Origin of the sequence: Streptomyces sp. NBC_00510 (genome assembly GCA_036013505.1) — a bacterium.
GTDB lineage: Bacteria > Actinomycetota > Actinomycetes > Streptomycetales > Streptomycetaceae > Actinacidiphila.
The window spans coordinates 5,585,684-5,609,631 of the sequence record CP107851.1 but is presented as its reverse complement, the minus strand read 5'-3'; the positions used below and the strand labels follow the sequence as shown (position 1 = coordinate 5,609,631).

At 73.9% G+C, this 23,948-nt stretch carries 23 protein-coding genes; 9 read left to right on the top strand and 14 right to left on the bottom strand.

Translation table 11 applies throughout. From position 1 onward, the window contains the following. Together OG937_25365 and OG937_25360 are read left to right on the top strand one after the other, a co-directional pair. Complete coding sequence (locus OG937_25365; GenBank protein ID WUD74786.1) at positions 1 to 408, top strand: Zn-ribbon domain-containing OB-fold protein; 408 nt, start codon at positions 1 to 3, stop codon at positions 406 to 408. Next, on the top strand, positions 377 to 1,156 hold the full coding sequence (locus tag OG937_25360; GenBank protein WUD74785.1) for an enoyl-CoA hydratase/isomerase family protein: 780 nt from the start codon (positions 377 to 379) through the stop codon (positions 1,154 to 1,156). The genes OG937_25365 and OG937_25360 overlap by 32 nt, the downstream gene beginning before the upstream one ends. A gap of 426 nt (positions 1,157 to 1,582) precedes the next feature. On the opposite strand, the gene OG937_25355 is transcribed toward OG937_25360, so the two are convergent. Both OG937_25355 and OG937_25350 read right to left on the bottom strand, forming a co-directional pair. Next, a complete protein-coding gene (locus OG937_25355) occupies positions 1,583 to 3,958 on the bottom strand; it encodes a serine/threonine-protein kinase (protein ID WUD74784.1) in 2,376 nt (791 codons plus the stop codon). Positions 3,959 to 4,093: 135 nt separating this feature from the next. Continuing rightward, complete coding sequence (locus tag OG937_25350) at positions 4,094 to 4,894, bottom strand: VOC family protein (protein WUD74783.1); 801 nt, start codon at positions 4,892 to 4,894, stop codon at positions 4,094 to 4,096. Positions 4,895 to 5,087: 193 nt separating this feature from the next. Here OG937_25350 and OG937_25345 point away from each other — a divergent pair, with 193 nt between their 5' ends. Continuing rightward, positions 5,088 to 5,735: a TetR/AcrR family transcriptional regulator gene (locus tag OG937_25345; protein ID WUD74782.1), complete on the top strand. Its 648-nt coding sequence runs from the start codon at positions 5,088 to 5,090 to the stop codon at positions 5,733 to 5,735. A gap of 153 nt (positions 5,736 to 5,888) precedes the next feature. Here OG937_25345 and OG937_25340 read toward each other — a convergent pair whose 3' ends face one another. Then, positions 5,889 to 6,389, bottom strand: a complete 501-nt coding sequence (locus tag OG937_25340; protein WUD74781.1) for a nitroreductase/quinone reductase family protein — start codon at positions 6,387 to 6,389, stop codon at positions 5,889 to 5,891. Then, entirely contained in the window at positions 6,386 to 7,600 is a 1,215-nt protein-coding gene (locus tag OG937_25335) for an acyl-CoA/acyl-ACP dehydrogenase (GenBank protein WUD74780.1), read from the bottom strand. Before OG937_25335 ends, OG937_25340 begins: the two co-directional genes overlap by 4 nt. Positions 7,601 to 7,671: 71 nt before the next feature. Here OG937_25335 and OG937_25330 point away from each other — a divergent pair, with 71 nt between their 5' ends. Next, positions 7,672 to 8,838, top strand: a complete 1,167-nt coding sequence (locus tag OG937_25330; protein ID WUD74779.1) for an acetyl-CoA acetyltransferase — start codon at positions 7,672 to 7,674, stop codon at positions 8,836 to 8,838. 64 nt (positions 8,839 to 8,902) lie between these two features. Here the strand turns inward: OG937_25330 and OG937_25325 are convergent, their stop codons facing one another. From OG937_25325 to OG937_25310, 4 genes are all read right to left on the bottom strand, one after another. Next, positions 8,903 to 9,733 carry a DUF1906 domain-containing protein gene (locus OG937_25325; protein WUD74778.1) on the bottom strand — a complete coding sequence of 277 codons (831 nt, stop codon included), beginning with the start codon at positions 9,731 to 9,733 and terminating at the stop codon, positions 8,903 to 8,905. A gap of 256 nt (positions 9,734 to 9,989) precedes the next feature. Further along, positions 9,990 to 10,541 carry a GNAT family N-acetyltransferase gene (locus tag OG937_25320; protein WUD74777.1) on the bottom strand — a complete coding sequence of 184 codons (552 nt, stop codon included), beginning with the start codon at positions 10,539 to 10,541 and terminating at the stop codon, positions 9,990 to 9,992. 8 nt (positions 10,542 to 10,549) lie between these two features. Beyond that, entirely contained in the window at positions 10,550 to 10,981 is a 432-nt protein-coding gene (locus OG937_25315; GenBank protein ID WUD74776.1) for an OB-fold domain-containing protein, read from the bottom strand. Continuing rightward, entirely contained in the window at positions 10,978 to 11,430 is a 453-nt protein-coding gene (locus OG937_25310; GenBank protein WUD74775.1) for a DoxX family protein, read from the bottom strand. Before OG937_25310 ends, OG937_25315 begins: the two co-directional genes overlap by 4 nt. A 132-nt stretch (positions 11,431 to 11,562) precedes the next feature. Between OG937_25310 and OG937_25305 the strand changes: the two genes are divergently transcribed. The 3 genes from OG937_25305 (at position 11,563) to OG937_25295 (ending at position 16,073) form a co-directional block, all read left to right on the top strand. Continuing rightward, positions 11,563 to 12,756, top strand: a complete 1,194-nt coding sequence (locus OG937_25305; protein ID WUD74774.1) for an NAD(P)/FAD-dependent oxidoreductase — start codon at positions 11,563 to 11,565, stop codon at positions 12,754 to 12,756. A 280-nt stretch (positions 12,757 to 13,036) separates the two neighbouring features. Next, positions 13,037 to 15,244, top strand: a complete 2,208-nt coding sequence (locus OG937_25300) for an acetate--CoA ligase family protein (GenBank protein ID WUD74773.1) — start codon at positions 13,037 to 13,039, stop codon at positions 15,242 to 15,244. Next, complete coding sequence (locus tag OG937_25295) at positions 15,237 to 16,073, top strand: enoyl-CoA hydratase (protein ID WUD74772.1); 837 nt, start codon at positions 15,237 to 15,239, stop codon at positions 16,071 to 16,073. Before OG937_25300 ends, OG937_25295 begins: the two co-directional genes overlap by 8 nt. A 12-nt stretch (positions 16,074 to 16,085) precedes the next feature. Here OG937_25295 and OG937_25290 read toward each other — a convergent pair whose 3' ends face one another. Further along, positions 16,086 to 16,712, bottom strand: a complete 627-nt coding sequence (locus tag OG937_25290) for a hypothetical protein (protein WUD74771.1) — start codon at positions 16,710 to 16,712, stop codon at positions 16,086 to 16,088. Between the two features lie 84 nt (positions 16,713 to 16,796). On the opposite strand from OG937_25290, the gene OG937_25285 reads away from it, so the two are divergent. Then, entirely contained in the window at positions 16,797 to 17,414 is a 618-nt protein-coding gene (locus OG937_25285) for a flavin reductase family protein (GenBank protein WUD74770.1), read from the top strand. Between the two features lie 20 nt (positions 17,415 to 17,434). On the opposite strand, the gene OG937_25280 is transcribed toward OG937_25285, so the two are convergent. Both OG937_25280 and OG937_25275 read right to left on the bottom strand, forming a co-directional pair. Then, a complete protein-coding gene (locus OG937_25280; protein WUD74769.1) occupies positions 17,435 to 17,761 on the bottom strand; it encodes a hypothetical protein in 327 nt (108 codons plus the stop codon). A gap of 87 nt (positions 17,762 to 17,848) precedes the next feature. Further along, positions 17,849 to 19,183, bottom strand: coding sequence for an MFS transporter (locus OG937_25275; protein ID WUD74768.1), 1,335 nt, complete (start codon positions 19,181 to 19,183; stop codon positions 17,849 to 17,851). Positions 19,184 to 19,253: 70 nt separating this feature from the next. Between OG937_25275 and OG937_25270 the strand changes: the two genes are divergently transcribed. Further along, positions 19,254 to 20,279, top strand: a complete 1,026-nt coding sequence (locus OG937_25270) for a helix-turn-helix domain-containing protein (GenBank protein ID WUD74767.1) — start codon at positions 19,254 to 19,256, stop codon at positions 20,277 to 20,279. Between the two features lie 6 nt (positions 20,280 to 20,285). Here OG937_25270 and OG937_25265 read toward each other — a convergent pair whose 3' ends face one another. From OG937_25265 to OG937_25255, 3 genes are read right to left on the bottom strand one after another with little or no spacing between them, the layout of a single operon-like run. Next, positions 20,286 to 21,335, bottom strand: coding sequence for a Zn-dependent alcohol dehydrogenase (locus tag OG937_25265; GenBank protein WUD74766.1), 1,050 nt, complete (start codon positions 21,333 to 21,335; stop codon positions 20,286 to 20,288). Further along, positions 21,335 to 22,801, bottom strand: coding sequence for an aldehyde dehydrogenase family protein (locus OG937_25260; protein WUD74765.1), 1,467 nt, complete (start codon positions 22,799 to 22,801; stop codon positions 21,335 to 21,337). Before OG937_25260 ends, OG937_25265 begins: the two co-directional genes overlap by 1 nt. Continuing rightward, a complete protein-coding gene (locus OG937_25255; protein WUD74764.1) occupies positions 22,798 to 23,943 on the bottom strand; it encodes an acyl-CoA dehydrogenase family protein in 1,146 nt (381 codons plus the stop codon). The genes OG937_25260 and OG937_25255 overlap by 4 nt, the downstream gene beginning before the upstream one ends. Between the last annotated feature and the right edge of the window lie 5 nt (positions 23,944 to 23,948).

Below are 23,948 nucleotides of genomic sequence, written 5' to 3'. Positions count from 1 at the left end.
ATGCTGAGCCCCGTCACCGACGACGACGGCGCCCCCTTCTGGGAGTACGCCCGGGCCGGCGAACTGCGCGTCCAGGCCTGCGCGGACTGCGGACGGCTGCGCTTCCCGCCGCGCCCGTGCTGCCCGTACTGCCACTCCTTCGCCTGCGAGTGGCGGCCGGTGAGCGGCCGCGGACGCGTCTGGTCGTACGTCGTCCCCCATCCCCCGCTGCTGTCCGGCTACGCCGAGCAGGCCCCGTACAACGTGGTCCTCGTCGAACTCGCCGAGGACCCCCGGATCCGGCTGGTGGGCAACCTGGTCACGGCACCGGACGCCCGGCTGGACTCCTTCGACCCCGCCCGCATCCGCATCGGCGCCCCCGTGAAGGCGGTCTTCCATGACGGCATCCCCCGCTGGCTTGCGCTGTGAGACCAAGGACGGCGTCGCCGTCGTCACCCTCGACCGGCCGGAACGGCACAACGCGATCGACCTCGCCACGGCCGCGGGGCTGAGCGCGCTCTGGCGGGAGTTCCGCGCCGGCGACGAGGTCCGCGCCGTCGTCCTCACCGGAGCCGGCGACCGCGCCTTCTGCACCGGCCTGGACCGCGCGGTGCAGGTCCCGCAGCCGCCCTCGCCGTACGCCGTCGACGACCCACTGCTGACGGTCGGGCCCAAGGCCAACGACCTGTGGAAGCCGGTCATCGCCGCCGTCAACGGCATGGCCTGCGGCGGCGCCTTCTACCTGCTCGGCGAGTGCGAGTTCGTCATCGCCGCCGAGCACGCCACCTTCTTCGACCCGCACACCAGCTACGGCATGGTCAGCGCGTACGAGGCCATCGCCATGGCGCAGCGCATGCCCTACGGCGAGGTGATGCGCATGGCCCTGATGGGCACCGCGGAGCGGATCGGCGCCCGGCGGGCCCACGAGACCGGGCTGGTCTCGGAGGTCGTGCCCGGCCCGCTGCTGCTCGACGCGGCCCTGCGCGCGGCGGCGGTCCTGGCGGCCCACCCCACCGAGGCCGTGCAGGGCACCGTCCGCGCCGTCTGGTCGGCCCACGAGGCCGCGCGGGCCCAGGCCTTCGCGCACGCGCCGCACCTCATCGCCCTCGGCAACCTCCCGCCCGAGCACCAGGCCCGGCTGTTCGCGCACCGCACCCGGGAGCACCGCGTGCGGTGACGGTGTCCCGGGCCCGGGACCGGTTCGGCGGACGGCCGGTGACCTCGCGGTGCGGCCGGCCGTCGTCGCGCGGAGGGTGGAGCCCTCGTCACGGTGACGGCGGCCTTCCTGCCGCTTCCCGGGGTCGCCGCGGACCGTCGGAGGCGTCCGGGCGGGCCTCCTCGGGCGGCACGTGCCGCCCGACGTCGCGTCCCCGTGGCCGCCCTTGCTCCGGGACCCCGTCGGCGACACCGTCACGTCGGCGGGCACGGGGGCGGGTCGTGGCGCGCGGTGGAACCCGCGTCGACGCCGTGGCCGGAACACGGTGAACGAAGGTCACCCTGCCGCCGCTCGCGTGGCGCCCCGGCCCCCCGCCGCGTAAGTTGGCCGGCGGCGGCCGTCGTCAGCCCCTTCCGTGTGTGGCACGACGGCCGTCAGCCGGGTACGTCACGCGCGCCGGGTGGCCGCCTCGGTGCCCTTCACGGCGTTGAGGGCGTACACGCAGCGGTCCTTGCTGCTCGCGTAGACCACGCCTTCCGAGACGACCGGCGAACCGGTGATCTCCCCGCCGGTCTCCAGCTTCCAGCGCAACTGGCCGCCGCTCGCGTCGACCGTGTAGAGGCAGTGGTCCTTCGAGCCGAAGTGCACCCGCCCGTCGGCCACCACCGGGGAGCCGACGATCTCGCCCTGCGCGGCGAAGCGCCACTTCGGGGTGCCGGAGACCGCGTCGAGCGTGTACAGCGCGCCGCCCGCGCCCAGCATCACCGAGCCGCCCGCGACGAGCACCGGCTCCACGCTCTGCCGCTGCTCCGTCGCGACCCGCCAGCGGTCGCGCCCGTCCGCCGGGTCCAGGGCGTACACGGTGCCCAGGTAGTCGGCGACGTAGACGCCGCCGCCCGTGACACCCGGTCCCGGCACGTAGGCGGGCGGCGCGAACATCACCGCGGGGGCGTCGAAGCGCCACCGCTCGGCGCCGCTGCGGGCGTCCAGCGCCAGCACGCGGTTCCCCACGGTCACGTAGACCGCGCGGTCGGCGACGACCGGACGGGTCGGCATGGCGCCGCCCTCCCCGGTCGGGTACGACCAGTGCTCCGCGCCGCTCGTCGCGTCCAGGGCGTGCAGCCGGCCGCCGCCGTGGAAGTACACGACCCCGTCCACCACGCTCGGGCCCGACTCGGGCGTCTCGAACTCCGTCTGCGCCCCGCCGCGTTCCCAGCGCAGCCGTCCGGCCGCGGCGTCCCAGACCTGCACGCCGCCACCGCGGGTGCCGGTGACCACGGTCCCGGCGTCCGCGCGGAGCGAGTAGATCCAGCCGTCCACACCGGTGCGCCAGTGCTCGGAGCCGTCCGCGGCGTCCAGCGCGTACAGGCTCGGCCCGTCGGAGCCGTGGATCCGGCCGCCCGAGACCGCCATCGTCCACGCCACGTCACGGGTCTTGAACTGCCGCCGTCCGGTGGCCACGTCCAGCGCGTGCACCTCGAAGGAGGTCACGTAGAGCCGTCCCGAGGACACGACCGGCGTGCCCCACACGTCGTTCGACATGCGGAACCGCCACGGCCGCCATTCACCCGGCGGCACCGCCGGTGCCTGCGGGGCGCCCTGGGGCGAGCCCTGGGCGTTGCCCTGGCCGGGCACCGCCGCCGGCGGGCCCCCGGCCGCGCCGCCACGGCCGGCCCAGCCGAGCCCGTCCCCGGCGGTGGCCGCGGCCTGGTTCTTGCGCTCGGCGAGCCGCATCCCGGGCCCTATCGGTGCCGAACCGGCGAGCTGCACCGGTCCGCCCGGGCCCTCGGCGGCGGCCGGAGGGCGCGCCACGGGGGGCGCGGGAGGCTGTGCGGGCATCGGGGGCACCGGGGCACCCGCACCGCGGCCACCGGCCGCTCCGGCGCCCGCGCCACCGCCGGGGGCGCCCGGCCCCGCGCCGGGGCGCCCGCCACTGCGCCGTTCCTCTATCAGGCCCACCGCCGCGGGCGGCAGCCACGCGGAGGCCGTACCGGTGTCGTCACCCGCGGACGAGAACAGATGCGGCGCCAACTGCGCCTGCAGGTCCGCCGGACTCGGCCGGCGGTCCGCCTCCATGCGCATGCACGCCTCGATGAGCGGCCTCAGGTCCCCGGGCAGACCCGCCAGGTCCGGGCCCTCCCGGAGCAGCATGAAGACCGTCTCCACGGGGTTCGCCCCGTGGAAGGGCGCGTGCCCGGTCGCGGCGAACACCAGCGTCGAGCCCAGCGAGAACACGTCGCTGGAGCCGGTGACGCTGCGCGAGTCCTTGGCCTGCTCGGGCGACATGTACGCGGGCGTGCCGACGGCGACGTTCGTCATCGTCAGCCGCGTGTTGGACACCCCGCTCGCGATGCCGAAGTCGATCACCCGCGGGCCGTCCTCCACGACGAGCACGTTGGAGGGCTTCAGGTCCCGGTGGACCAGCCCCGCACCGTGGATCGACTGCAGCGCCTCCGCGACCCCGGCCGCCAGCCACCGCACGGCCTGCACGGGCAGCGGCCCGGACTCGTTGACGATCTCCTCGAGCGAGGGCGCCGGCACGAAGGCCGTCGCCAGCCAGGGCACGGCGGCCCTGGGATCGGCGTCGACGACCGCCGCCGTGTAGAAGCCGCTGACCGCGCGGGCCGCCTCCACCTCACGGGCGAAGCGCACGCGGAACAACTGGTCCTCGGCGAGCTCCGCCCGTACGGTCTTGATCGCCACGCGCCGGCCGGACGCCGAGCGGGCGAGATAGACCAGGCCCATACCGCCGGCGCCCAGCCTGCCCAGCACCTCGAAAGGGCCGATCCGTCTCGGATCGTGCTGCGTCAGCTGCTGCACCACTGCCCTGCCACCTCCCCGTGGGTTCCCCCCATCCCGGGGTCCGTCCCTGATTCTTCCTGGGATGAGTATCAGTTGCGAACCCGGGGCGGTGTCGACACGCGATTACCTTTGATTCGGTTGCGGATCCGCGCGCGTTCAGGACGGCTTCTCACCGACCGTGGTACCGGGATCGATCAGGGCGAAATGGGCACCCTGGTCGTCGCTCGCCAGGAGGAAACGGCCGAAAGGCGAATCCATCGGACCCATCGTGACCCGGCCCCCGAGCCGCGCGACCGCCTCCGCGGCGCGGTCGGCGTCGGAGACGGCGAAGTAGACGACGAAGTGGGCGGGCAGTTCCTGCGGGAAGCCCTCCCCCATCCGGAAGCGGCCGAGGACCGCCTTGTCGGGGGTGACCTCCTCGCCCTCGGGGACGAAGATCCGGAAGTCGATGGCCTCGTCCTCGATCCGCTTGCTGCCGAAACCGAAGACCTCCTCGTAGAAGGGGTCGGTCCGCTCGGTCTCGCGCGTGTAGACCTCGGTCCAGATGTAGGAGCCCGGGACGCCGGTCACCTCGAAGCCGCCGTGCGTGCCGGCCTGCCACACCCCGAACACCGCGCCGCCCGGGTCGGCCGCCATGAGCATCGTGCCGAAGGGCCCAACGGGCATGGGCTCCATGATGAGTTGACCGCCCGAGTCACGGATCCTGCCCGCGGTGGCCCGGATGTCGGAGGAGGCGAGGTAGAGGTTCCACACCGTCGGCATCCGGCCGTCCGGCTTGGGGGAGAGTGCCGCGACGTTCTTCCCGTCCGGGCCGTACGCCTGGGTGTACTGGCCGTACTGCTCCTCCCCCTGCCCGAAGGTCCAGCCGAGCAGTCCGCCGTAGAAGCGCTTGCCGGCCTCCAGGTCGTTGAGCATGGCGTCGGCCCAGCAGGGGGTGCCGTCGGGGTGCGCGGCCATCTCGTCCTCGATTCGTCCGGTGATGCGGCTGGCGATCCCGATTCACGTGGGGATTCGCGTGGATCGACGGAGTGTCTGACTTGACACGTTATCGGCGGATCCCCCGCCGCGCCCGAGGAGAAATCGAACACATGGCCTTCCCCATTTGCAGGCACCGAATCGCGCGCTGATCACCAGCCCGTAAACTGACGGCATGACAGGACAAGTTCGCACCGTCGACGGCCGTGTGGCAGGGCGCCGGGGACAGGCGACGCGGCAGAAGCTGCTCGACTGCCTCGGCGAAATGCTCAGCACGTCGCCGTACCGGGACGTCAAGGTCATCGACGTCGCCCGGATGGCGGGTACCTCCCCCGCAACGTTCTACCAATACTTCCCCGACGTCGAGGGCGCCGTCCTCGAGCTCGCCGAGGAGATGGCCAAGGAGGGGGCCGCGCTGACGGACCTCGTCGCCGGCCGCTCCTGGGCCGGCAAGTCCGGCGCCACGGCGGCGGAGGAACTGGTCGAGGGCTTCCTCTCCTTCTGGCGCAAGCACGACGCCATCCTGCGCGTCGTCGACCTGGGCGCGGCCGAAGGGGACAAGCGGTTCTACAAGATCCGCATGAAGATCCTCAACCCCCTCACCAACTCCCTTTCCGACTCGATCAAGGAGCTCCAGGGCAAGGGCCGCGTCGACAAGGATGTCAGCCCGGCAGCCGTCGCCGGATCCCTCGTGGCCATGCTCGCCGCGGTCGCCGCGCACCAGAAGGGCTTCCAGAGCTGGGGCGTCAAACAGGCCGAGCTGAAGCCGAACCTCTCGCTGCTGGTGCACCTCGGTGTGACGGGCAAGAAGCCGACGCGGTGACGCCGCGGCGCTGACGCCCGCCTCCGGCGGCATTGTTGATCTACGTTCACGTCGAAGTCCTGCCTGCAACGACGCGGGCGCCGACCGGTCCTCGGGGGAGGTTGCCGGCCCTGGCGCCCGCGTTGTCCTTTCCGGGGGCTCCGCCCTACGGCTCTACGGCTCCACGGCCCTGCCGCCGCCCGGCTCCCTGGGGACGAGCCGGAACAACCGGATCCGTCGCTCCACGCGCCGCGCGTAGGTCGCGTACGGCGGCCAGAACTCCAGCAGCGCCGCCCACACCGCCTCGCGCTCCCCGCCCGTCAGCAACTCCGCCCGGACCGCGATGTCCCGGCCGCGCCAGCTGACCTCCGCGTCGGGGTGCTTCAGCAGGTTCCCCGTCCACGCCGGGTGTTCCGTGCGCCCGAAGTTGCTGCCGACCAGCACGAAGGTCCCGCCCTCCTCGGGCATGCAGGCCAGCGGGGTGCGCCGGGGCAGCCCGCTGCGCGCGCCGGTGGCGGTGAGCACCAAACCGGGCAGCATCCGCGCGCTGAGCAGCACCCTGCCGCGGGTCGCCCGGTGCACGAACCGGTCCACCGCCGGGACGACATGCGGCCCGACCCTGGCGAACGCCCGGGTCGACGACACCTTCTGCACGGCGGTCCGCAGCACGCTCATGCCGCCGCCCTCCCCTTGGTCGTGGTAGCGGGCGTGGGTGTGAAGAGGCCCGCCCGCTCGGCCGCGTGGGCCCGCAGCGCGTGCACGGGGCCGAAGAGCAGCTCGTCGGAGGCGGCCCGCTTCACGTACAGGTGCGCGTGGTGCTCCCACGTGAAGCCGATGCCGCCGTGCAACTGGACCGCCTGGCCCGCGGTGGCGCGCAGCGCCTCCAGGCCCTGGGCGAGCGCGAGCGGCGCCGCCACCGCGGCGTCCGGCGCCTGCTCCGGGGGGCTCCCGACGGCCCAGGCGGCGTAGTAGGCGGCCGAGCGGGCGGCCTGGACCTGGACGTACAGGTCGGCGAGACGGTGCTTGACGGCCTGGAAGGAGCCCACGGGCCGCCCGAACTGCTCCCTGACCCCGACGTACTCCAAGGTCCCCGCGAGCGCCTGGGAGGCCGCCCCGACGGCTTCCGCGGCCAGTGCGGCGGCGGCCAGGACACCCGTACGGGCGAGCGCGGGGCGCGGATCGCCCGCCTCCTCCCCGCCCAGAGGCTCGGCGGGGACGTCGCGCAGCTCGACGCGGGCCTGCGGGCGGGTCTCGTCCAGGGCGGTCAGCCGCCTGCGGACCAGGCCCGGAGCGTCGCCGGGGACGAGGAAGAGCCGGATCCGGCTGCGGGCGTAGCCACCCGTATGGGCGGCCACCAGCAGCAGCCCGGCGCCGGGGCCCCCGAGCACCTGGTCCGCCTGCCCGTACAGCCGCCAGACCCCGTCCGCCCTGCGCGCCTGTACGCCCCCCGCGCGCCCGCCGCCCGCCCAGTCACCGGTGTTTGGGCCGGTGAGGCCGAGGGCGACCAGGGGTGCGGCAAGGGCCGCGGGCTCCCCGGAGGCGAGGCGCGGGAGCAGGGCGCGGCGCTGGACGTCGGTGCCGAGCGCCTCGACGAGGGGGGCGGTGAGCACGGTCGTGCCCAGCAGCGGTGAGGGCAGCAGCGCCCGGCCGGTCTCCTCGCAGGCCAGCACCAGTTCCGCCAGGCCGCAGCCGGCGCCCCCGTACGCGGCGGGCAGGGCGAGCCCGGGCAGCCCCAGCGACCGCGCCAGCAGCCGCCACAGGGCGCCGTCGCGGCCCTCGGGGGTGCGGGCGGCGGACTTCACCTCGTCCGGTCCGCAGCGTTTGCGGAGCAGTTCGCGCAGGGTGCGGCGGATCTCTTCCTGCTCCTCGGTGAAGGCGACGTCCACGGCGAGCTCTCCTCCCACCTCGGGGATCCGGCGGCGTCCGGAAACCCCGAATCTGATGTACCGTCAGATTCATGGCTCAGGGTCAGGGTACTCGCAACGGCCGTGAAGTCGCCGTCCTCGGCATCGCGTTGTCCGACTGCGGCAGGGTCGACGACGCCACCCCCTACACGCTCCACGCCCAGGCGGCGCGCCGCGCGCTCGCCGACAGCGGGCTGCCACGGTCGTCCGTCGACGGCTTCGCCTCGGCCGGGCTCGGCACGCTCGCGCCGGTCGAGGTCGCCGAGTACCTCGGACTGCGGCCGCGCTGGGTCGATTCGACCTCCGTCGGGGGCGCGACCTGGGAGGTCATGGCCGCGCACGCCGCCGACGCGATCGCCGCCGGGCACGCCGACGTCGTGCTCCTGGTCTACGGCTCCACCGCCCGTGCCGACCTCAAGGCCGGGCGGCGCACCGCCAACCTGTCCTTCGGGGCGCGCGGGCCCCTGCAGTTCGCGGCCCCGTACGGGCACACGCTGATCGCCAAGTACGCGATGGCCGCCCGCCGCCACATGCACCGGTACGGCACCACAGCCGAGCAGCTCGCCACCGTCGCCGTCCGGGCCCGGGCGAACGCGGCCCGCAACCCCGACGCGATGTACCGCACGCCGATCACCGTCGACGACGTCCTGTCCGGGCCGATGATCGCCGACCCGTTCACCAAACTGCACTGCTGCATCCGCTCCGACGGCGGCTGCGCGGTGCTCCTGGCCGCCGCGGAGTACGCGCGGGACGCGGCGCCGCCGCCGGTGTGGGTGCTCGGCTCCGGCACCGCCGTCTCGCACGCAACGATGTCGGAGTGGGACGACTTCACGGTCTCCCCCGCCGCGGTCTCGGGGCAGCTGGCCTTCTCCCGCGCGGGCGTCACCCCTGACGAGATGGACCTCGCCGAGATCTACGACGCCTTCACCTACATGACCCTGGTCACGCTGGAGGACCTCGGCTTCTGCGCCAAGGGCGAGGGCGGGCCCTTCGTCGTCGCGTCGCCCCTGCCGGTCAACACCGACGGCGGCGGGCTGTCCGCCTGCCATCCCGGCATGCGGGGGCTGTTCCTGCTCGTCGAGGCGGTACGGCAGCTGCGGGGGGAGGCGGGCGAGCGCCAGGTGCGCAGGCCCGGTGGGGCGCTGCCGGAGCTGGCCGTGGCCTCGGGGACGGGCGGCTGGTTCTGCTCCTCGGGGACGGTGGTGCTGGGGCGGGACTGAGGGTCACGGGCCCTTGCCCCGCCGCCCCTCCGCCCCGCCGGGGCTCCACCGCCCCCTTCGGGCGTCAGCCGGTGACGGCGACCGGGGCGTCCCAGTCGCTGCGGTCCACGGTGATGGTGTAACCGCCGCGGGTCTCCTTGCTGTTGACCATGTACTGGTGGCCGCGGCGGTGGCCGGTCCACAGCGACGTGGAGAACGGCCAGTCCGTGGTCGTGGTCTTGTGCTCGTCCCACAGCGCGTACCAGAGGACGTCCGGCAGGTCGGTGCGGTTGGCCGCCGTGGCGACGGCCTTCGCGCTGGAGCTGCGGAAGCCGTAGAAGCCGGCCCAGTAGCCCTTGGCGTGCACGGCCTTGTCCCACGCCCGGACGTACGCGAGCACCGCGTTGTTGCACGAGGTGTTGGTGACGTCGTACGACTCCATGTCCAGGTACACCGGGCTGCCGGCCTTCATCCCCAGCGCTGACGCCTTGGCCACCGCGTCCGCGCCGTCCGTCGCGCCCAGCGAGGTCGCGGTGGAGGCGGTCAGCTTCTCCGGGTTGCGGCTGGTCTGGCACGGCGGCTGCGCGCCCACGTAGAGCGGGATCAGCTTCCAGCCCGTGGCGCTGACCGACTTGACCCAGGACGCGGTCAGGTTCGGCTGCGCGCACCCCCGGTTCTTGCCGCCGACGTACACCGCCGCCGCACCGTAGAACCCGTTGTGCCACGCCTTCATCGCCGACGCGGAGGGCGCCGTGCAGGTGTCGAACGCCCGCCCCGTGTAGACCTTCGGCGCCGGGCGCGACACCGTGGTCGCCATCGAGGCACCCGCCGCGACACCACCGCCCACGAGCACCGCGGCCGCCGCCACCGCCCAGGCGATGTAGCGACGCTTCTTCGACATCCGGTGACCGGACATCCCCACCCCATTCACGACACGGGACGCACCGCACCGGGTGCGCCTGGCAGGACTGCTGAAGCCCCCGGCACGGCGCGCGCGTCCGGCACGGCGTGCGACACGCGTGCGGAGCGCGGATGCACCGGCGTACGGGTCCACGGCGCGCGAGGGGCGGATCGCACCCTAGCCAACCCGCACACCGTGATCGGGAAAGCACTTGTCCCGATCAGCACAAGATTCCCCCAAGGCACGGCAAATCTCCGCCCGGTCGCCGGGGTCAGGGGCGTGGATCGGTCGCCAGGCGGCTGTGCAGGTGGACGTCCCGAAGCGCGCCGGACAGGTCGACGACCGCCTCGCGCAGGACCCCTTCGAGGACGTAACCGCAGCGCCGCGCGACACCGCAGGAGGGCTCGTTGCCGACGGCGTGGCCCAGCTCCAGCCGGTGCAGGCCGAGATCGCGGAAGGCCCACCGGGTGACCGCCTCCAAGGCCCGGGAGGCGACGCCGCGCCCACGGGCCTCGGGGAGCATCCAGTAGCTGACGCGTGCGCCGCGCATGGCGTGGTCGATCATCCCTATCCCGGCCTGGCCGAGCACCACACCGGCCTCGGTGACCGCGAACGACGCGAGGTCGCCGGCCCCCCAGCCGTCGCGCCGGCGCCGCAGGAACGCCCGCACCCCGGCTTCGTCGGGCTCGGGGGCGTGCGCCGTGTTCCAGCGGCGGAAGTCCGGGTCCGCGAGGCCGCGCAGTGCCGCGTCGAGGTCGCCGGACGTCTCCTCCCAGGGCCTGAGCAGCAGTCCGTACGCTTCCAACTCCACCGGCCTCAGCACGCCCTCATTCAAGCAAAGGAGGCGGTGACCGCCCGGGCCGGACGGAAGACGGGGATCGCGATCTCCCCGCCCGCGGCCGCGGGGCGGAAGCAGACGCGGAGGTCCATCCCGACGCGCAGCGCGTCGTGGGCGCAGCCGACGACCTCCGTCATCATGCGCGGTCCCTCGGCGAGGTCGACGACGGCGGCGACGTAGGGGACCCGTCCGGCGAACGGCTGGAGGTCGTTGGCGTGCACCACGGACCAGGTGTAGAGGGTGGCGTGGCCCGCAGCCTGCTCCCAGACGACCTCCTCGCTCCAGCAGTGGGGGCAGAACTCCCGGGGGTAGTGGTGGGCGGCGCCGCAGCCCGCGGCCAGGCACCGGCGGATCAGCAGCCGGCCCTCGGCGGCGGCGCTCCAGTAGGTGCGCGTGAAGGCGTCGGGCTCGGGCAGACCGGTCACAGGAAGAGCTCCCAGACGCTGTCGAGGGACCATGTCTGCCAGCCCATGGCGAAGAGGAGGACGACGGAGGCGAGGATCATCATGGCGTTCTGCCCCTGCTCCGCCCAGTCGTGGATCATGAGGACGAGATAGAGCAGGTTGAGGACGATGCCGCCGGCCAGCGCGACCGGTGTCAGCAGCCCGGCGGTGAGACCGAGCCCGACGGCCAGTTCGGCGTAGACGACGACGTAGGCCATCACCTTGGGGCGGGGCGCGACGACCGCGGTGAATCCGCCCTGGACGAAGGTCCAGCGGTGCTTCGCGGCGACGTCGGCGGCCCAGGCGATGCCGGTGCCCCGCTCGAACCAGCCCTTCTTGTCCTTGTGCCGCCAGCTCTCCAGCCACCACAGGCCGAGGCCGATGCGCAGGACGGCGAGCCATTCGGCGCCGGTCAGCCAGATCGTCTGCATCGTGTGCCTCCCCGGGACAAGGGATCTGACGAACTGTCAGTTGACCGGATGCGGTCGCACCTCCGCAAGGTGGCGGGGCGAAAGCGCGCTACCTTCCGGAGTGACCCTCACCCTGCAGGCACGGGAGCAGCCATGACCGACACCTCGGCATCCGCCGGCACCTCCGCATCCGCCGCCACCCCCCTACCGAACACGGCGGCGCCGGACGCCATCGTCGTCGGCGCCGGTCCCGGCGGTCTCGCCGTCGCGGCGTCGCTGCGGCACCGGGGCGTGCGCACCCTGGTCGTCGAGCGGTCGGACGCGGTGGGCGCATCCTGGCGCGGCCATTACGACCGGCTGCGGCTGCACACGACCAGACGCCTGTCCGCGCTCCCGGGCCTCGGGATACCCCGGTCGTACGGCCGCTGGGTGGGTCGCGACGACGTCGTCCGCTACCTGGAGCAGTACGCCGAGTTCCACGGCCTGGACGTCGCCACCGGCATAGAGGTGGGGCGGATCGAGCCCGCCGGGGACCCGGCGGCGGGCTGGGTGCTCCCGGCCACCGGCGGGCGCCGGCTGACCGCGCGCAGCGTCGTCGTCGCCACCGGCTACAACCACTCGCCGCACCTTCCGGACTGGCCCGGGCGCGGCACCTTCGACGGAGAGCTGCTGCACGCCTCCCGCTACCGCAACGGCCGGCCCTACGAGGGCCGGGACGTCCTGGTCGTGGGCGTGGGCAACACCGGCGCCGAGATCGCCGTCGACCTCGCCGACTCCGGCGCGGCCCGCGTCCGGCTGGCGGTGCGGACGCCCCCGCACATCATGCGCCGCTCCACCGCCGGGTGGCCCGCGCAGCGCACCGGGATCATGGTCCGCCGCCTCCCCACGAAGCTGGTCGACAAGATCGCGCCCTACGTGGAGCGCGTCTCCGTACCGGACCTGTCGGCGTACGGGCTGCCCCGCCCGGACAACGGGCTCTACTCGCGGGTGCGGGAGGGCTCCATCCCCGTCCAGGACGTCGGCATCATCGACGCCGTCCGGTCGGGGAAGGTGGAGCCCGTCGCCGCCGTCGAGGGCTTCGACGGGCGCGAGGTGCTGCTCGCCGACGGCACGCGGATCGCCCCGGACGCGGTGGTCGCGGCCACCGGCTACCGGCGCGGCCTGGAACCGCTCGTCGGTCATCTCGACGTCCTGGACGAGCGGGGCCGGCCCGTGCGGCACGGCGGCCGCAGTCCGAAGAACGCTCCCGGTCTGTACTTCACCGGCTTCACCAATCCCATCAGCGGCATGTTCCGCGAAATGGCCATCGACGCGCGCCGGATCGCCAAAGCCGTGGCGCGGCGGTAGCGAACGCGCGCGGTGGGCATCGAGGGGGTACGGACGAGCACCCGCGACGCCACACGCACCGCCTCCGTACCACCCCTGCGCACCCCCGCACTGCCCCCGTACCACTCCCGCTCCACCCCGGTCCGGCGGACCGGCCGGCCCTCTCCCCTTCGGCCGGCCGGACCGCCTTCCCGCGGGGCGCACAGGTTTCTCGCATCCTCCCCGTTCCTGACGGATCGTCAGTTCAGTAATCTGACATTGCGTCAGTTCTCTGGACCTTCGAGCGGGACGGGCGAGACACATGCTTGGATCGACCTTCAGCACACGCGGCACCGATCCCGCGGCGGACGCCGGCGGCCCGGGCCACGGCACGGACGACGTGGACGTCAGCGGGCGCCCGCTGCACGCCTGCGTGCCCGACCTCGACCGCTTCTTCCGGCCCGAGTCCCTGGCCGTGGTGGGCGCCTCGGACGCCGAGGGCCGCCCCAACACCGGCATCACCCGGCAACTCGTCACCTGGGCCGAGCGGGTCGGCGCCCGGCTCCACCCGGTCAATCCCGGCCGCGGCACCGTGTTCGGCCTGCCCTGCCACGCATCCGTCGCGGATCTCCCCGAGCCGGTCGACCTCGCCGTCCTGCTCGTCGCCGACCCCCTCCCCGTCCTCGAACAGCTCACCGGGGCCAAGGCACGGTTCGCGGTCGTCTTCGCCTCCGGCTTCGCCGAGACCGGGGAGGCGGGCACCGCCGCCCAGGAGCGGCTCGGCCGGGCCGTCGCGGGCAGCGGACTGCGACTGCTGGGGCCGAACACCAACCTCAACGCCTTCCAGGCGTTCCGTGAGGACCTCCCCGGGCCGGCGATCGCCCTGATCACCCAGTCCGGCCACCAGGGCCGTCCGGTCTACGCCCTGCAGGAGCTCGGCATCCGGCTCAGCCACTGGGCACCGACCGGCAACGAGGCCGACCTGGAGACCGCCGACTTCCTCTCCTACTTCGCCGGGCGGCCCGAGGTCGGCGCGATCGCGGTCTACGCCGAAGGCCTCAAGGACGGGCGCTCGTTCGCCCTCGCCGCCGACCGCGCGGCCCGTAACAAGGTGCCGGTGGTCATGGTCAAGGTGGGCCGTACCGAGACGGGCACCCGCGCCGCCGCCACCCACACCGGCAAGCTCACCGGATCCGACGCGGTCGCCGACGCCGCCTTCCGCCAGTTCGGCGTGATCCGCGTCGACGCCCTGGACGAACTCCAGGACACCGCCGCCCTGCTGGCCCGGGCCCGGCCGCCGGCCGCCGAGGGCGTGGTCGTCTACTCGATCTCCGGCGGCACCGGGGCGCACTTCGCGGACCTGGCCACCACCGCCGGGCTGCCGCTGCCCACCCTCCCGGAGCCGAAGCAGGCCGAACTCCACCAGTGGATACCGGAGTACCTGAACGTCTCCAACCCCGTGGACAGCGGGGGCCATCCCGTCGGGGACTGGCGCGGTCGGAAGATCATCGACGCGATCCTCGCCGATCCCGCGGTCGGCGTGCTCGTCTGCCCGATCACCGGCCCCTTCCCTCCGATGAGCGACCGGCTGGCCCGGGACCTCGCCGAGGCCGCCGAGGCCACCGACAAACTGGTGTGCGTGATCTGGGGCTCCCCCGTGGGCACCGAGGAGGCCTACCGGACCACCCTGCTCGGCTCCTCCCGGCTCGCCACCTTCCGCACCTTCGGCAACTGCGTGACCGCCGTACGGGCGTGGCTGGACCACCACCGCTTCGCCGCCGGCTACCGCTCCCCCTTCGACGACGCGCCGCGCACGCCCTCCTCCTCCGCACGGAAGGCGCGCGCCCTGCTGCACCCCGGCCGCCGGCTGAGCGAGCACGCCGCCAAGCAGCTGCTCCGGGCGTACGGAATCCGCGTCCCGCGCGAGCAACTGGTCACCAGCGCCGCCGGTGCCGTCCGGGCGGCGGCCCAGGTCGGCTACCCCGTGGTGATGAAGGCGTCCGCCGACCGGCTCGCGCACAAGACCGAACTCGGCCTGGTCAAGATCGGCCTCACTTCCGCCAGCCAGGTCCGCGACGCCTACCGCGAACTCGCCGACATCGCCCGCTGCGAGGACCTGGACCTCGACGGCGTCCTCGTCTGCCAGATGGTGGAGCGAGGCGTGGAGATGGTCGTCGGCATGAGCCACGACCCGCTCTTCGGGCCCACCGTCACCGCGGGCCTCGGCGGGGTCCTCGTCGAGGTCCTGCGGGACACCGCCGTCCGCGTACCGCCCTTCGACGCCGGGACCGCGCGGGACATGCTGCGGGAACTGCGCGGCGCCCGCCTGCTCGACGGCGTGCGCGGGGCGCCACCCGCCGACGCGGACGCGCTCGTCGACGTCATCCTCCGCGTGCAGCGCATGGCCCTGGAACTCGGCGACGGCCTCGCCGAACTCGACATCAATCCGCTGATGGTGCTGCCGCGCGGGCAGGGCGCCTGCGCCCTCGACGCACTGGCCGTCTGCCGTCAGGAGAACACACATGACTGACTCCCCCCGTGGAGTGGTCACGGAGCGTGATGGCTCCGTGGAATCCGTTGTACTCCACGTCACCGACAACGGGGTCTCCCGGCTCACCCTCAACCGCCCCCAGGCGATGAACGCCATCACCCCTGACCTGCGCGAACGCCTCATCGAGAAATTTCTGGAGGCCTCCGCGGACCCGGCCGTGCGGGCCGTCGTCCTGACCGGCGCCGGCCGCCGGGCCTTCTGCGCGGGGGCCGACCTGCGCGGCGGTCCGGCCGCCGCGGACCGGGTCGCGGGCGACGTGGCCCGGACGATCCGGTCCGGGGCCCAGCGCCTCATCGCCGCCGTCCTCGACTGCGAGAAACCCGTGGTCGCCGCCGTGAACGGCACGGCCGCCGGTCTCGGTGCCCATCTCGCCCTCGCCTGCGACCTCGTCCTGGCCGCCGACACGGCGAAGTTCATCGAGGTCTTCGTCCGCCGCGGTCTCGTCCCCGACGGCGGGGGCGCCTACCTCCTCCCCCGCCTGATCGGCCCGCACCGCGCGAAGGAACTCCTCCTCCTCGGCGACGACCTCCCCGCCGCCGCCGCCGAACGCCTCGGGCTGGTCAACCGCGTCGTCCCCGGCGAGGAACTCGACTCGGCCGCCGACGCCCTCGCCCAGCGACTCGCCTCCGGCCCCACCCGCGCCCTGGCCCTGACCAAACAACTCGTCAACGCGTCCCTGGACTCCGACCGCGCGACGGCCTTCGCCGCCGAGGCGGCCGCGCAGGAGCAGAACATGACCACCGCCGACGCCCAGGAGGGACTGCGCGCCTTCATCGAACGCCGCCCACCGGACTTCCGTGGCCGGTGACACCGCGAAGGCTCACTCCCCGGGCGCCCCGGCCCCGGGCGGGGGCCGGTACTCCTCCAGCAGTCCGGTGCCGTACGCCAGCAAAGCGCCCGCGAAGACGAGCCCGACCACCGCGATCGCCACGACGGAGATCTGGAACGCGACCTGCCGCTGCCGCGCCCACCCGGTCCTGCCCTCCGGGTCCCGGCGCCCCGCGTAGAACGAGGTGACCGGCACCGGCGCCGCACCGGCACCCGCGAGGCACAGCCACGTGAGCGGGTACGGACCGCCGAGCCACACCACCGGCACCGCGAGGACGGCGGCCGTCGCGGCCTCCGCCGCCAGCAGGCAGAGCCAACGGGGGCGCCCCGTGCGCGCCGCGAGCCGGAGTCCCAGGACCGTCGCCGGCAGGGCGTGCAGGAGCGAGGCGGCCACTGCGAAGGCCCACAGGGGGACCAGGGCCAGCGGCAGCACGCAAAGGGCGAGCGGTTCCTCGAAGGCACCGTCCGAGGACTTCAGGGACGGAAGGACGACCATACGGACCGTTGCCGCGATCACCCCCACCGCGCAGTACGTCGTGACCGCCGCCGCGCGTCCGGCATCGCCCCACGGGTCGACCGCGGGCCGCGCCGGGGACCCCCACCCCGTACCCCATCCCATGGCCGGCACGGTACGCCCGATCCTCGTCCGGCTGCCGTGCGGGCCTTCACTTCTGACGATCCGTCAGTTTCAATGGGAGGCGTGATGGGACAAGCAGGCATGGCGGTCGCCGTCGTGCGCTACCTCCGGTCGGCCGGGGCGGTGACGACGTCCGGGCGGGTGGACCCGCTGCCGCCGCCCGAACTGCGGGCCGTGCGGCCGGACGAGCGCGCCCCGGTGGACCAGGCCGAATTCCGGAAGGTGCTGGGGAACTTCGCGAGCGGCGTGACGGTGATCGCGGCGCCCGGGGACGACGCGGAGGGCGGACCCGCCGGGTTCGCCTGCCAGTCGTTCGCGTCGCTGTCGCTCGATCCGCCGCTGGTCGTCTTCATGGTGGCGCGCACATCCACCAGCTGGCCGCGCATCGCGCGGGCCGGGGTGTTCTGCGTGAACGTGCTCGGCGCGGGCCAGCAGGAGCTGTGCCGCTCCTTCGCCGTGAGCGGCGGGGACAAGTTCGCGGGCGTGGAGTGGGATCCGGCGCCGGTGACGGGCTCGCCCCGGCTGCGCGGCGTGGCCGCGTGGATCGACTGCGCGATCCACGCCGTGCACACCGGCGGCGACCACCTCGTCGTCATCGGCCGGGTCCGGGATCTGGGCCACGGTGCGGAAGACGACGGGCCGCTGCTCTTCCACCGCGGCAGCTTCGGCCGGCTCGCGCCCTGACCGCGGCCGCCGTACGCGCCTCAGCCCGTGAACTCCGGCGCCTGGTGGGGCGCCCACCAACTGGTCAGCGCCCAGATCCCGAGGGCGGCCACGGCCGCCGCCACCAGGGCCGCGAGCCCGGGGCGGCGCGACCCGCGCAGCGTGAGCAGCCAGAAGGCGAGCGGCACCAGGGCACCGCCCGCGGCGATGAGCGGAAGGTCCACGTAGAGGACGCTCAAATCCCGGCGCTGTCCCTCGAAGCCGCCCTCGACGTTGACCCTGGCGAGCGGCGCCCATGCCAGCAGCGCGGACGCCGCACCCAGGCCCGCCACAAGGAGGCCGGTGAGGCCCTTGGCCGCTTCCCTCACGCACAGGACGGACGCCCCGGCGCCGCACGCGGTTCCCGTACCGCCACCAGGGCAGCCGCGGGACCCGGCGGCGCCGGGGCCGGCCGGCTACGCCGCGAGCGGGAGCGCCCCGGCGCCCGGGGTCGCCCGCCGCCGGATCACCAGCGCCATGAGCGCCGCCACCGCGCACAGCGCCCCGGAGGAGTACCAGACCACGTCGTAGGAGCCGAAGGTGTCGCGCGCCGCGCCACCGAGGAACGCCACCAGGGCGGCGCCCAACTGGTGGGAGGCGAGTACCCAGCCGAAGACGATGGCGCTGTCGGCGCCGTAGAACTCACGGCACAGGGCGATGGTCGGCGGCACGGTGGCGACCCAGTCCAGGCCGTAGAAGACGATGAACAGCACCATGGGCGGGTGGACGGCGTCGTTCAGGAGCACCGGCAGGAACATCAGCGACAGTCCGCGCAGCCCGTAGTAGGTGGCCAGCAGCCGCCGCGGGCTGAAGCGGTCGGTGAACCAGCCGGAGGCCACCGTGCCCGCGATGTCGAAGATGCCGATCACGGCGAGCAGTGAGGCGGCGGCCGTCACCGGCATCCCGTGGTCGTGGGCCGCGGGCACGAAGTGCGTCTTGACCAGGCCGTTCGTCGAGGCGCCGCAGATCGCGAAGGTCCCCGCCAGCAGCCAGAACGGGCCGCCGCGGGCTGCGTTGAACAGCGCCTTGACCGCCCGCTTGGCCGCCCCCGTCACCGGCGGCGGCTTCGGCACGAACTCCGCGGCACCGTACGGGGCCAGGCCCACGTCGGCGGGGTGGTCCCGCAGCAGCAGGTAGACCAAGGGCGCGACGACGACCGCGGCGCCCGCCACGGTGAGGGCCGCGGCGCGCCAGCCCGCGTGCTCGATGATGACGGAGAGCAGGGGGAGGAAGATCAGCTGTCCCGCCGCGCCGGCCGCCGTCAGGATGCCCGTGACCAGGCCGCGCCGGTCCTCGAACCAGCGGTTGGTGACGGTGGTCGCGAAGGCCAGGGCCATGGAGCCGCTGCCCAGCCCGACGAGCACGCCCCACAGGAGCACGAGCTGCCAGCTCGCGGTCATGAAGACGGTCAGGCTCGCACCCGTCGCGATGGTGACGAGCGCGGCCGCGACGACCCGGCGGATGCCGAAGCGGTCCATGAGCGCGGCGGCGAACGGCGCCGTCACGCCGTAGAGCGCGAGGTTGACCGAGACGGCCAGGCCGATCATGCCCCGCGACCACCCGAACTCGCCGTGCAGCGGCTCGATCAGCAGTCCGGGCAGGGAGGCGAAGCCGGCGGCGCCGATGAGCGTGACGAAGGCGGCGGCCGCCACCGACCACGCGCGGTGGATCCGGGGCGTGCGGAACGGCCGGGGAACGTCGGGGCCCCTGTCGGCCAGGGGCTGCACGGGAAGCTCGGGAGTCTGCGTCACCAGGTCAGCATCCGGCATCGTCTTTCACGAAACGAGTGGCCGGATGGCCATGTTGTGCAAGGATCGGGCCATGGCCGAATCCATGGAGACGCCTTCTCCGACCGCCGCGCCGCGCACACCGGTGCGCCACCGGGTCGTCGTCCTGGTGCAGCACGGTGTGATCCCCTTCGAAGTGGGCATCCCGCACCGCATCTTCGGCGGCGCGAGGGACTCCGACGGGGTCGATCTGTACGAGGTGGTGACGTGCTCCCCGCACGGTCCCGGGCCGGTGCGCGCCGAGGCCGACTTCGAGATCCACGTCGCCCACGGCCCCGAGGTCCTGGAGACGGCCGACACCGTCATCGTCCCCGCCGCCCATGAGCGCTCCGTCGCGCACACCGAGGGCAGGCTGCCCGCGGAGATGGCGGCGGCTTTCGCCCGCATCCGCCCCGGCGCCCGGCTCGTCTCCATCTGCACCGGCTCGTACTTCCTCGCCGCGGCCGGCCACCTGGACGGTCTGCGCGCCACCACGCACTGGTCGAGCACGGACCACTTCCAAAGGCTCTTCCCCCAGGTGCGGGTCGAGCCGGACGTCCTGTACGTGGACAACGGCGCCATCCTCACCTCCGCGGGCGTCGCCTCGGGCATCGACCTGTGCCTGCACCTCGTACGCCGTGACCACGGCACCGCCGTGGCCAACGCCAGCGCGCGCCGTACGGTCGTGCCGCCGCACCGGGAGGGCGGACAGGCCCAGTACATCCAACGGCCCGTCCCCGAGCCCCAGCAGGCCACCACGGCCGCGGCGCGCTCCTGGGCGCTGGACCGGCTCGACCAGCCGCTGACGCTGCGCGAGCTGGCCGAGCGCGAGGCGATGAGCGTGCGCACCTTCACCCGCCGCTTCCGGGAGGAGGTGGGCACCAGCCCCGGGCAGTGGCTGACACAGCAGCGCGTCGAGCGCGCCCGGCACCTGCTGGAGTCCAGCGACCTGTCGGTCGACCAGGTCGCCTCGCAGGCCGGGTTCGGCACGGCGGCCTCCATGCGGCAGCACCTGCAGGCCGTCCTCGGCGTCTCGCCCAGCGCCTACCGGCGCACCTTCCGGGCGACGGCGGCGTTCTGACCCGCCTCAGAAGGTCAGCACGCCCCGCGCCACGCGGCCGCCCCGGGCGTCCTCCGCCGCCTTGGCGAAGTCCTCCACCGGGTAGGTGCGGGTGACGAGTTCGTCCAGCAGGAGCCGGCCCTGCCGGTAGAGGTCGGCGTAGAGCGCGATGTCGCGCTGCGGCCGTGCCGAGCCGTAGCGGCAGCCCAGGATGGACTTGTCGAGGTACATGGAGGACACCAGGAAGGACGCCTCGGCGTCGGCCGGTGGCACGCCCAGCAGGACGGCCTGGCCGTGGCGGTCCAGGAGGTCGACGGCCTGGCGGATGAGCCCGACGTGGCCGACGCACTCGAAGACGTGGTCGGCGCCGGTGGGCAGCAGCGCGCGAGCCGCCTCCGCCGAGTCCACGAACTCGGTGGCGCCGAACAGCCTCGCGGGTTCCTCCTTCGCCGGGTTGGTGTCGACGGCGACGATCCGGGAGGCGCCCGCGATGCGCGCGCCCTGCAGCACGTTCAGGCCGATGCCACCGGTGCCGATGACCACGACCGTGTCGCCGCGGTCGACCCGGGCGCGGTTGAGGGCGGCGCCGACCCCGGTCAGCACCCCGCAGCCGATGAGCGCGGCCGAGGTGAGGGGGATGTCCGCGGGGAGGGGGACGGCCTGGACGGCCTTGACGACGGTCAGTTCGGCGAAGGCCGAGTTGGAGGCGAAGTTGAACAGCGGCTCGCCCTGACGGCTGAAGGGCCTGCCGGGACGGCCGATGGCCTTGCGGCACATCGTCGGGCGGCCCCGGTCGCAGTCCGGGCAGGTGCCGCAGTTGGCGAGGGTGGACAGGGCCACGCGGTCGCCCGGCGAGACGTGCGAGACGCCGGCGCCGGTCGCCTCGACGACGCCCGCCCCCTCGTGGCCGAGCACGACCGGTACGGGGAAGGGGATGACCCCGTCGACGACGGACAGGTCGCTGTGGCACAGCCCGGCCGCGTGGATGCGGACCAGCACCTCGCCCGGGCCCGGGTCCCGGACCTCCAGGTCGTCGACGACCGCGGGCTCCGTCCCGTCGAAGATCACGCCTCTCATCACCACACCACCGCCTGGAGCTCGCTGTACGCGTGCAGTCCGAAGGAGCCGCCGTCGCGGCCGATCCCGCTGTGCTTGAAGCCGCCGAAGGGCGTCTCGGGGTGACGCTGCACGGTGTTGATGCCGACGTTGCCGCTGCGCAGGCGGGCGGCCAGGGCCCAGGCGCGCGCGGTGTCGCTGCCGAAGACGTAGTCGTACAGGCCGTACGGGGTGCCGTTGGCGATCTCGACGGCCTCGTCCTCGGTGTCGTACGGGAGGGCGGCGACGACCGGGCCGAAGATCTCCTCGCGGGCGACCGTCATGGCGGGCGTGACGTCCGCGAGGAGCGTGGGGGCCGCGTAGTAGCCGGGTTTGAGGTCGGGGCGCGCGCCGCCGGTGACGACGCGGGCGCCCTGCTCGCGGGCGCCGGCGATGTACGCCTCGACGCGGTCGCGGTGCGCGGCGGTGATCAGCGGGCCGACGACGGTGGAGTTATCCACAGGGTCCCCGACGGTCAGCGAACGGGCGTACTGTTCAAGGGCGGTGATCACCTGCTCGTACCGCCCGCGGGGGACGAGCACACGGGTCGGTGCCGTGCAGATCTGACCTGAATGGAATGCCCATGTTGAACCGACAGCAGATACCGCTGATCTGAGGACGCCCGGTGCGGCGTCCTCGAGGATGATCGCCGCGCCCTTGCCGCCCAGTTCCATCAGGGTCCGCTTCATCGACGCGCCCGCGACGCGGGCGATCGCCTGCCCGACCGCCGTCGAGCCGGTGAAGCTGATCATGTCGACGCCGGGGTGCGCGACCAGTGCCTCACCGGCCGCGGCGCCCGAGCCGGTGATGACATTGAACACCCCGTCGGGCAGGCCCGCCTCCCGCATGATCCCGCCGAGCAGCAGGCAGGTCAGCGGGTCCTGGGGCGCGGGCTTGGCGACGACGGTGTTGCCCATGGCCAGGGCGGGGGCGACCTTGCCGGCCAGGTTGACCAGGGGGAAGTTGTAGGAGGTGATGCAGGCGACGACGCCCACCGGACGCCGTACCGCCGCCGCGTTGACCAGCCCGCCGGGGGCGAGCGGCGAGGCCTTCACGGGCTGCGGCGCGAAGGGGATCGTGTCCGGTTCCAGCGCGCCCCGCGCGTAGCGCCGGAAGCGGTCCACCGCCGTGGGAATCTGCATGCTCGACGCGACACGGATCGTCGCTCCCGTCTCCTGCTGGAGCAGCGGTACGAGATCCGCCGACCGCGAGGCGAGGACGTCCGCGATCCGCTCCAGGATCGCGGCGCGCTCCGCCGGGCTCGTACGGGACCAGCCCTCGTACGCGTCCCGGGCTGCGCGCACCGCGGCGTCCACGTCCGCCGGGCCCGCTTCGGGGGCGTGCCCGACGGTCGCCTCCGTGGCCGGATTGACAACTGGATAGTGCGCTCCGGCCGGTTCGTGCCACCGGCCGCCGATCCAATGGCCGTACGTCCCGTCGCTGTTCATCCGCGAGGCTCCTTCGGGAGGCCGAGCACCCGCTCGGCGATGATCGTGCGCTGGATCTCGTCCGAGCCGCCGTAGATGGTGTCGGCGCGGCTGAAGAGGAACATGCGCTGGGCCTGATCGAGTTCGTAGGGCCGCTCCGGCTCCCACGGCGCTGGGCCGGTCGCGGCGGGGGCGCCGCGGACGGCGACGGCCAGTTCGCCGAGCCGCTGGTGCCAGCCGCCCCACAGCAGCTTGGCGACGCTCGGGGCGGCCGGGTCGGCGGTGCCCAGCGTGCGCAGGGCGTTCCAGCGCATGGTGCGCAACTCGGCCCACTGGCGCACCAGCCGGTCCCGCAGCACGGGGTCGGTCACCGCCCCGGTGGCGACGGCGCGGTCGACGACCTGCCGCAGTTCGCGTTCGAAGCCGATCTGCTGCACGAGGGTGGAGACCCCGCGCTCGAAGCCCAGGAGGGACATGGCGACCTGCCAGCCGTTGCCCTCCCCGCCGACGACGTGGGCGGCATCGGCGCGGGCCCCTTCGAAGAAGACCTCGTTGAACTCGGCCGTCCCGGTGAGCTGGCGGATGGGGCGGACCTCGACGCTGCCGGGCTGGTCCATGGGGACCAGCAGGAAGCTCAGTCCGTGGTGCCGGCGCGAGTCGGGTTCGGTGCGGGCCAGGACGAAGCACCAGTCGGCGTCTTGGGCGAGGGAGGTCCAGATCTTCTGGCCGGTCACGCGGTAGCAGGGACCGTCGGCGTCGTGGTCCGAGGCGGCCGCGGTGCGGACGCCGGCGAGGTCGGAGCCCGCCCCGGGCTCGCTGTACCCCTGGCACCACAGTTCCTCGCCGCGGGCGACCGGCGGCAGGAAGCGGTCGCGCTGGTCGGGCGTGCCGTGCGCCTCCAGGGTGGGTGCCAGCAGGTTCTCGCCGATGTGCCCGGACCGGGCGGGCGCCTCGGCGCGGGCGTACTCCTCGCCCCAGGCGACCTGCTGGGGCAGGGTGGCACGCCGGTTGCCGTAGTCGCCGCGCCAGCCGAGGCCGATCCAGCCGGCGGCGCCGAGTTCCCGCTCCCACTCCCTGCCGGGTGCGCGGTCCGGGTGCGCCGTCAGCCACTCCCGGGCCTCTGCGCGGAAGGCCTCCGTCTCCGGGCCGAAGGTGAAGTCCATGGTCC

Coding starts and splice junctions, on each gene's coding strand:
- OG937_25365 (WUD74786.1), top strand. CDS start 1: ATGCTGAGCCCCGTCACCGACGACGACGGCGCCCCCTTCTGGGAGTAC.
- OG937_25360 (WUD74785.1), top strand. CDS start 377: ATGACGGCATCCCCCGCTGGCTTGCGCTGTGAGACCAAGGACGGCGTC.
- OG937_25350 (WUD74783.1), bottom strand. CDS start 4,894: ATGGCCGCGCACCCCGACGGCACCCCCTGCTGGGCCGACGCCATGCTC.
- OG937_25345 (WUD74782.1), top strand. CDS start 5,088: ATGACAGGACAAGTTCGCACCGTCGACGGCCGTGTGGCAGGGCGCCGG.
- OG937_25340 (WUD74781.1), bottom strand. CDS start 6,389: ATGAGCGTGCTGCGGACCGCCGTGCAGAAGGTGTCGTCGACCCGGGCG.
- OG937_25330 (WUD74779.1), top strand. CDS start 7,672: ATGGCTCAGGGTCAGGGTACTCGCAACGGCCGTGAAGTCGCCGTCCTC.
- OG937_25325 (WUD74778.1), bottom strand. CDS start 9,733: ATGTCCGGTCACCGGATGTCGAAGAAGCGTCGCTACATCGCCTGGGCG.
- OG937_25310 (WUD74775.1), bottom strand. CDS start 11,430: ATGCAGACGATCTGGCTGACCGGCGCCGAATGGCTCGCCGTCCTGCGC.
- OG937_25305 (WUD74774.1), top strand. CDS start 11,563: ATGACCGACACCTCGGCATCCGCCGGCACCTCCGCATCCGCCGCCACC.
- OG937_25300 (WUD74773.1), top strand. CDS start 13,037: ATGCTTGGATCGACCTTCAGCACACGCGGCACCGATCCCGCGGCGGAC.
- OG937_25295 (WUD74772.1), top strand. CDS start 15,237: ATGACTGACTCCCCCCGTGGAGTGGTCACGGAGCGTGATGGCTCCGTG.
- OG937_25290 (WUD74771.1), bottom strand. CDS start 16,712: ATGGGATGGGGTACGGGGTGGGGGTCCCCGGCGCGGCCCGCGGTCGAC.
- OG937_25285 (WUD74770.1), top strand. CDS start 16,797: ATGGGACAAGCAGGCATGGCGGTCGCCGTCGTGCGCTACCTCCGGTCG.
- OG937_25270 (WUD74767.1), top strand. CDS start 19,254: ATGGCCGAATCCATGGAGACGCCTTCTCCGACCGCCGCGCCGCGCACA.
- OG937_25265 (WUD74766.1), bottom strand. CDS start 21,335: ATGAGAGGCGTGATCTTCGACGGGACGGAGCCCGCGGTCGTCGACGAC.
- OG937_25260 (WUD74765.1), bottom strand. CDS start 22,801: ATGAACAGCGACGGGACGTACGGCCATTGGATCGGCGGCCGGTGGCAC.
- OG937_25255 (WUD74764.1), bottom strand. CDS start 23,943: ATGGACTTCACCTTCGGCCCGGAGACGGAGGCCTTCCGCGCAGAGGCC.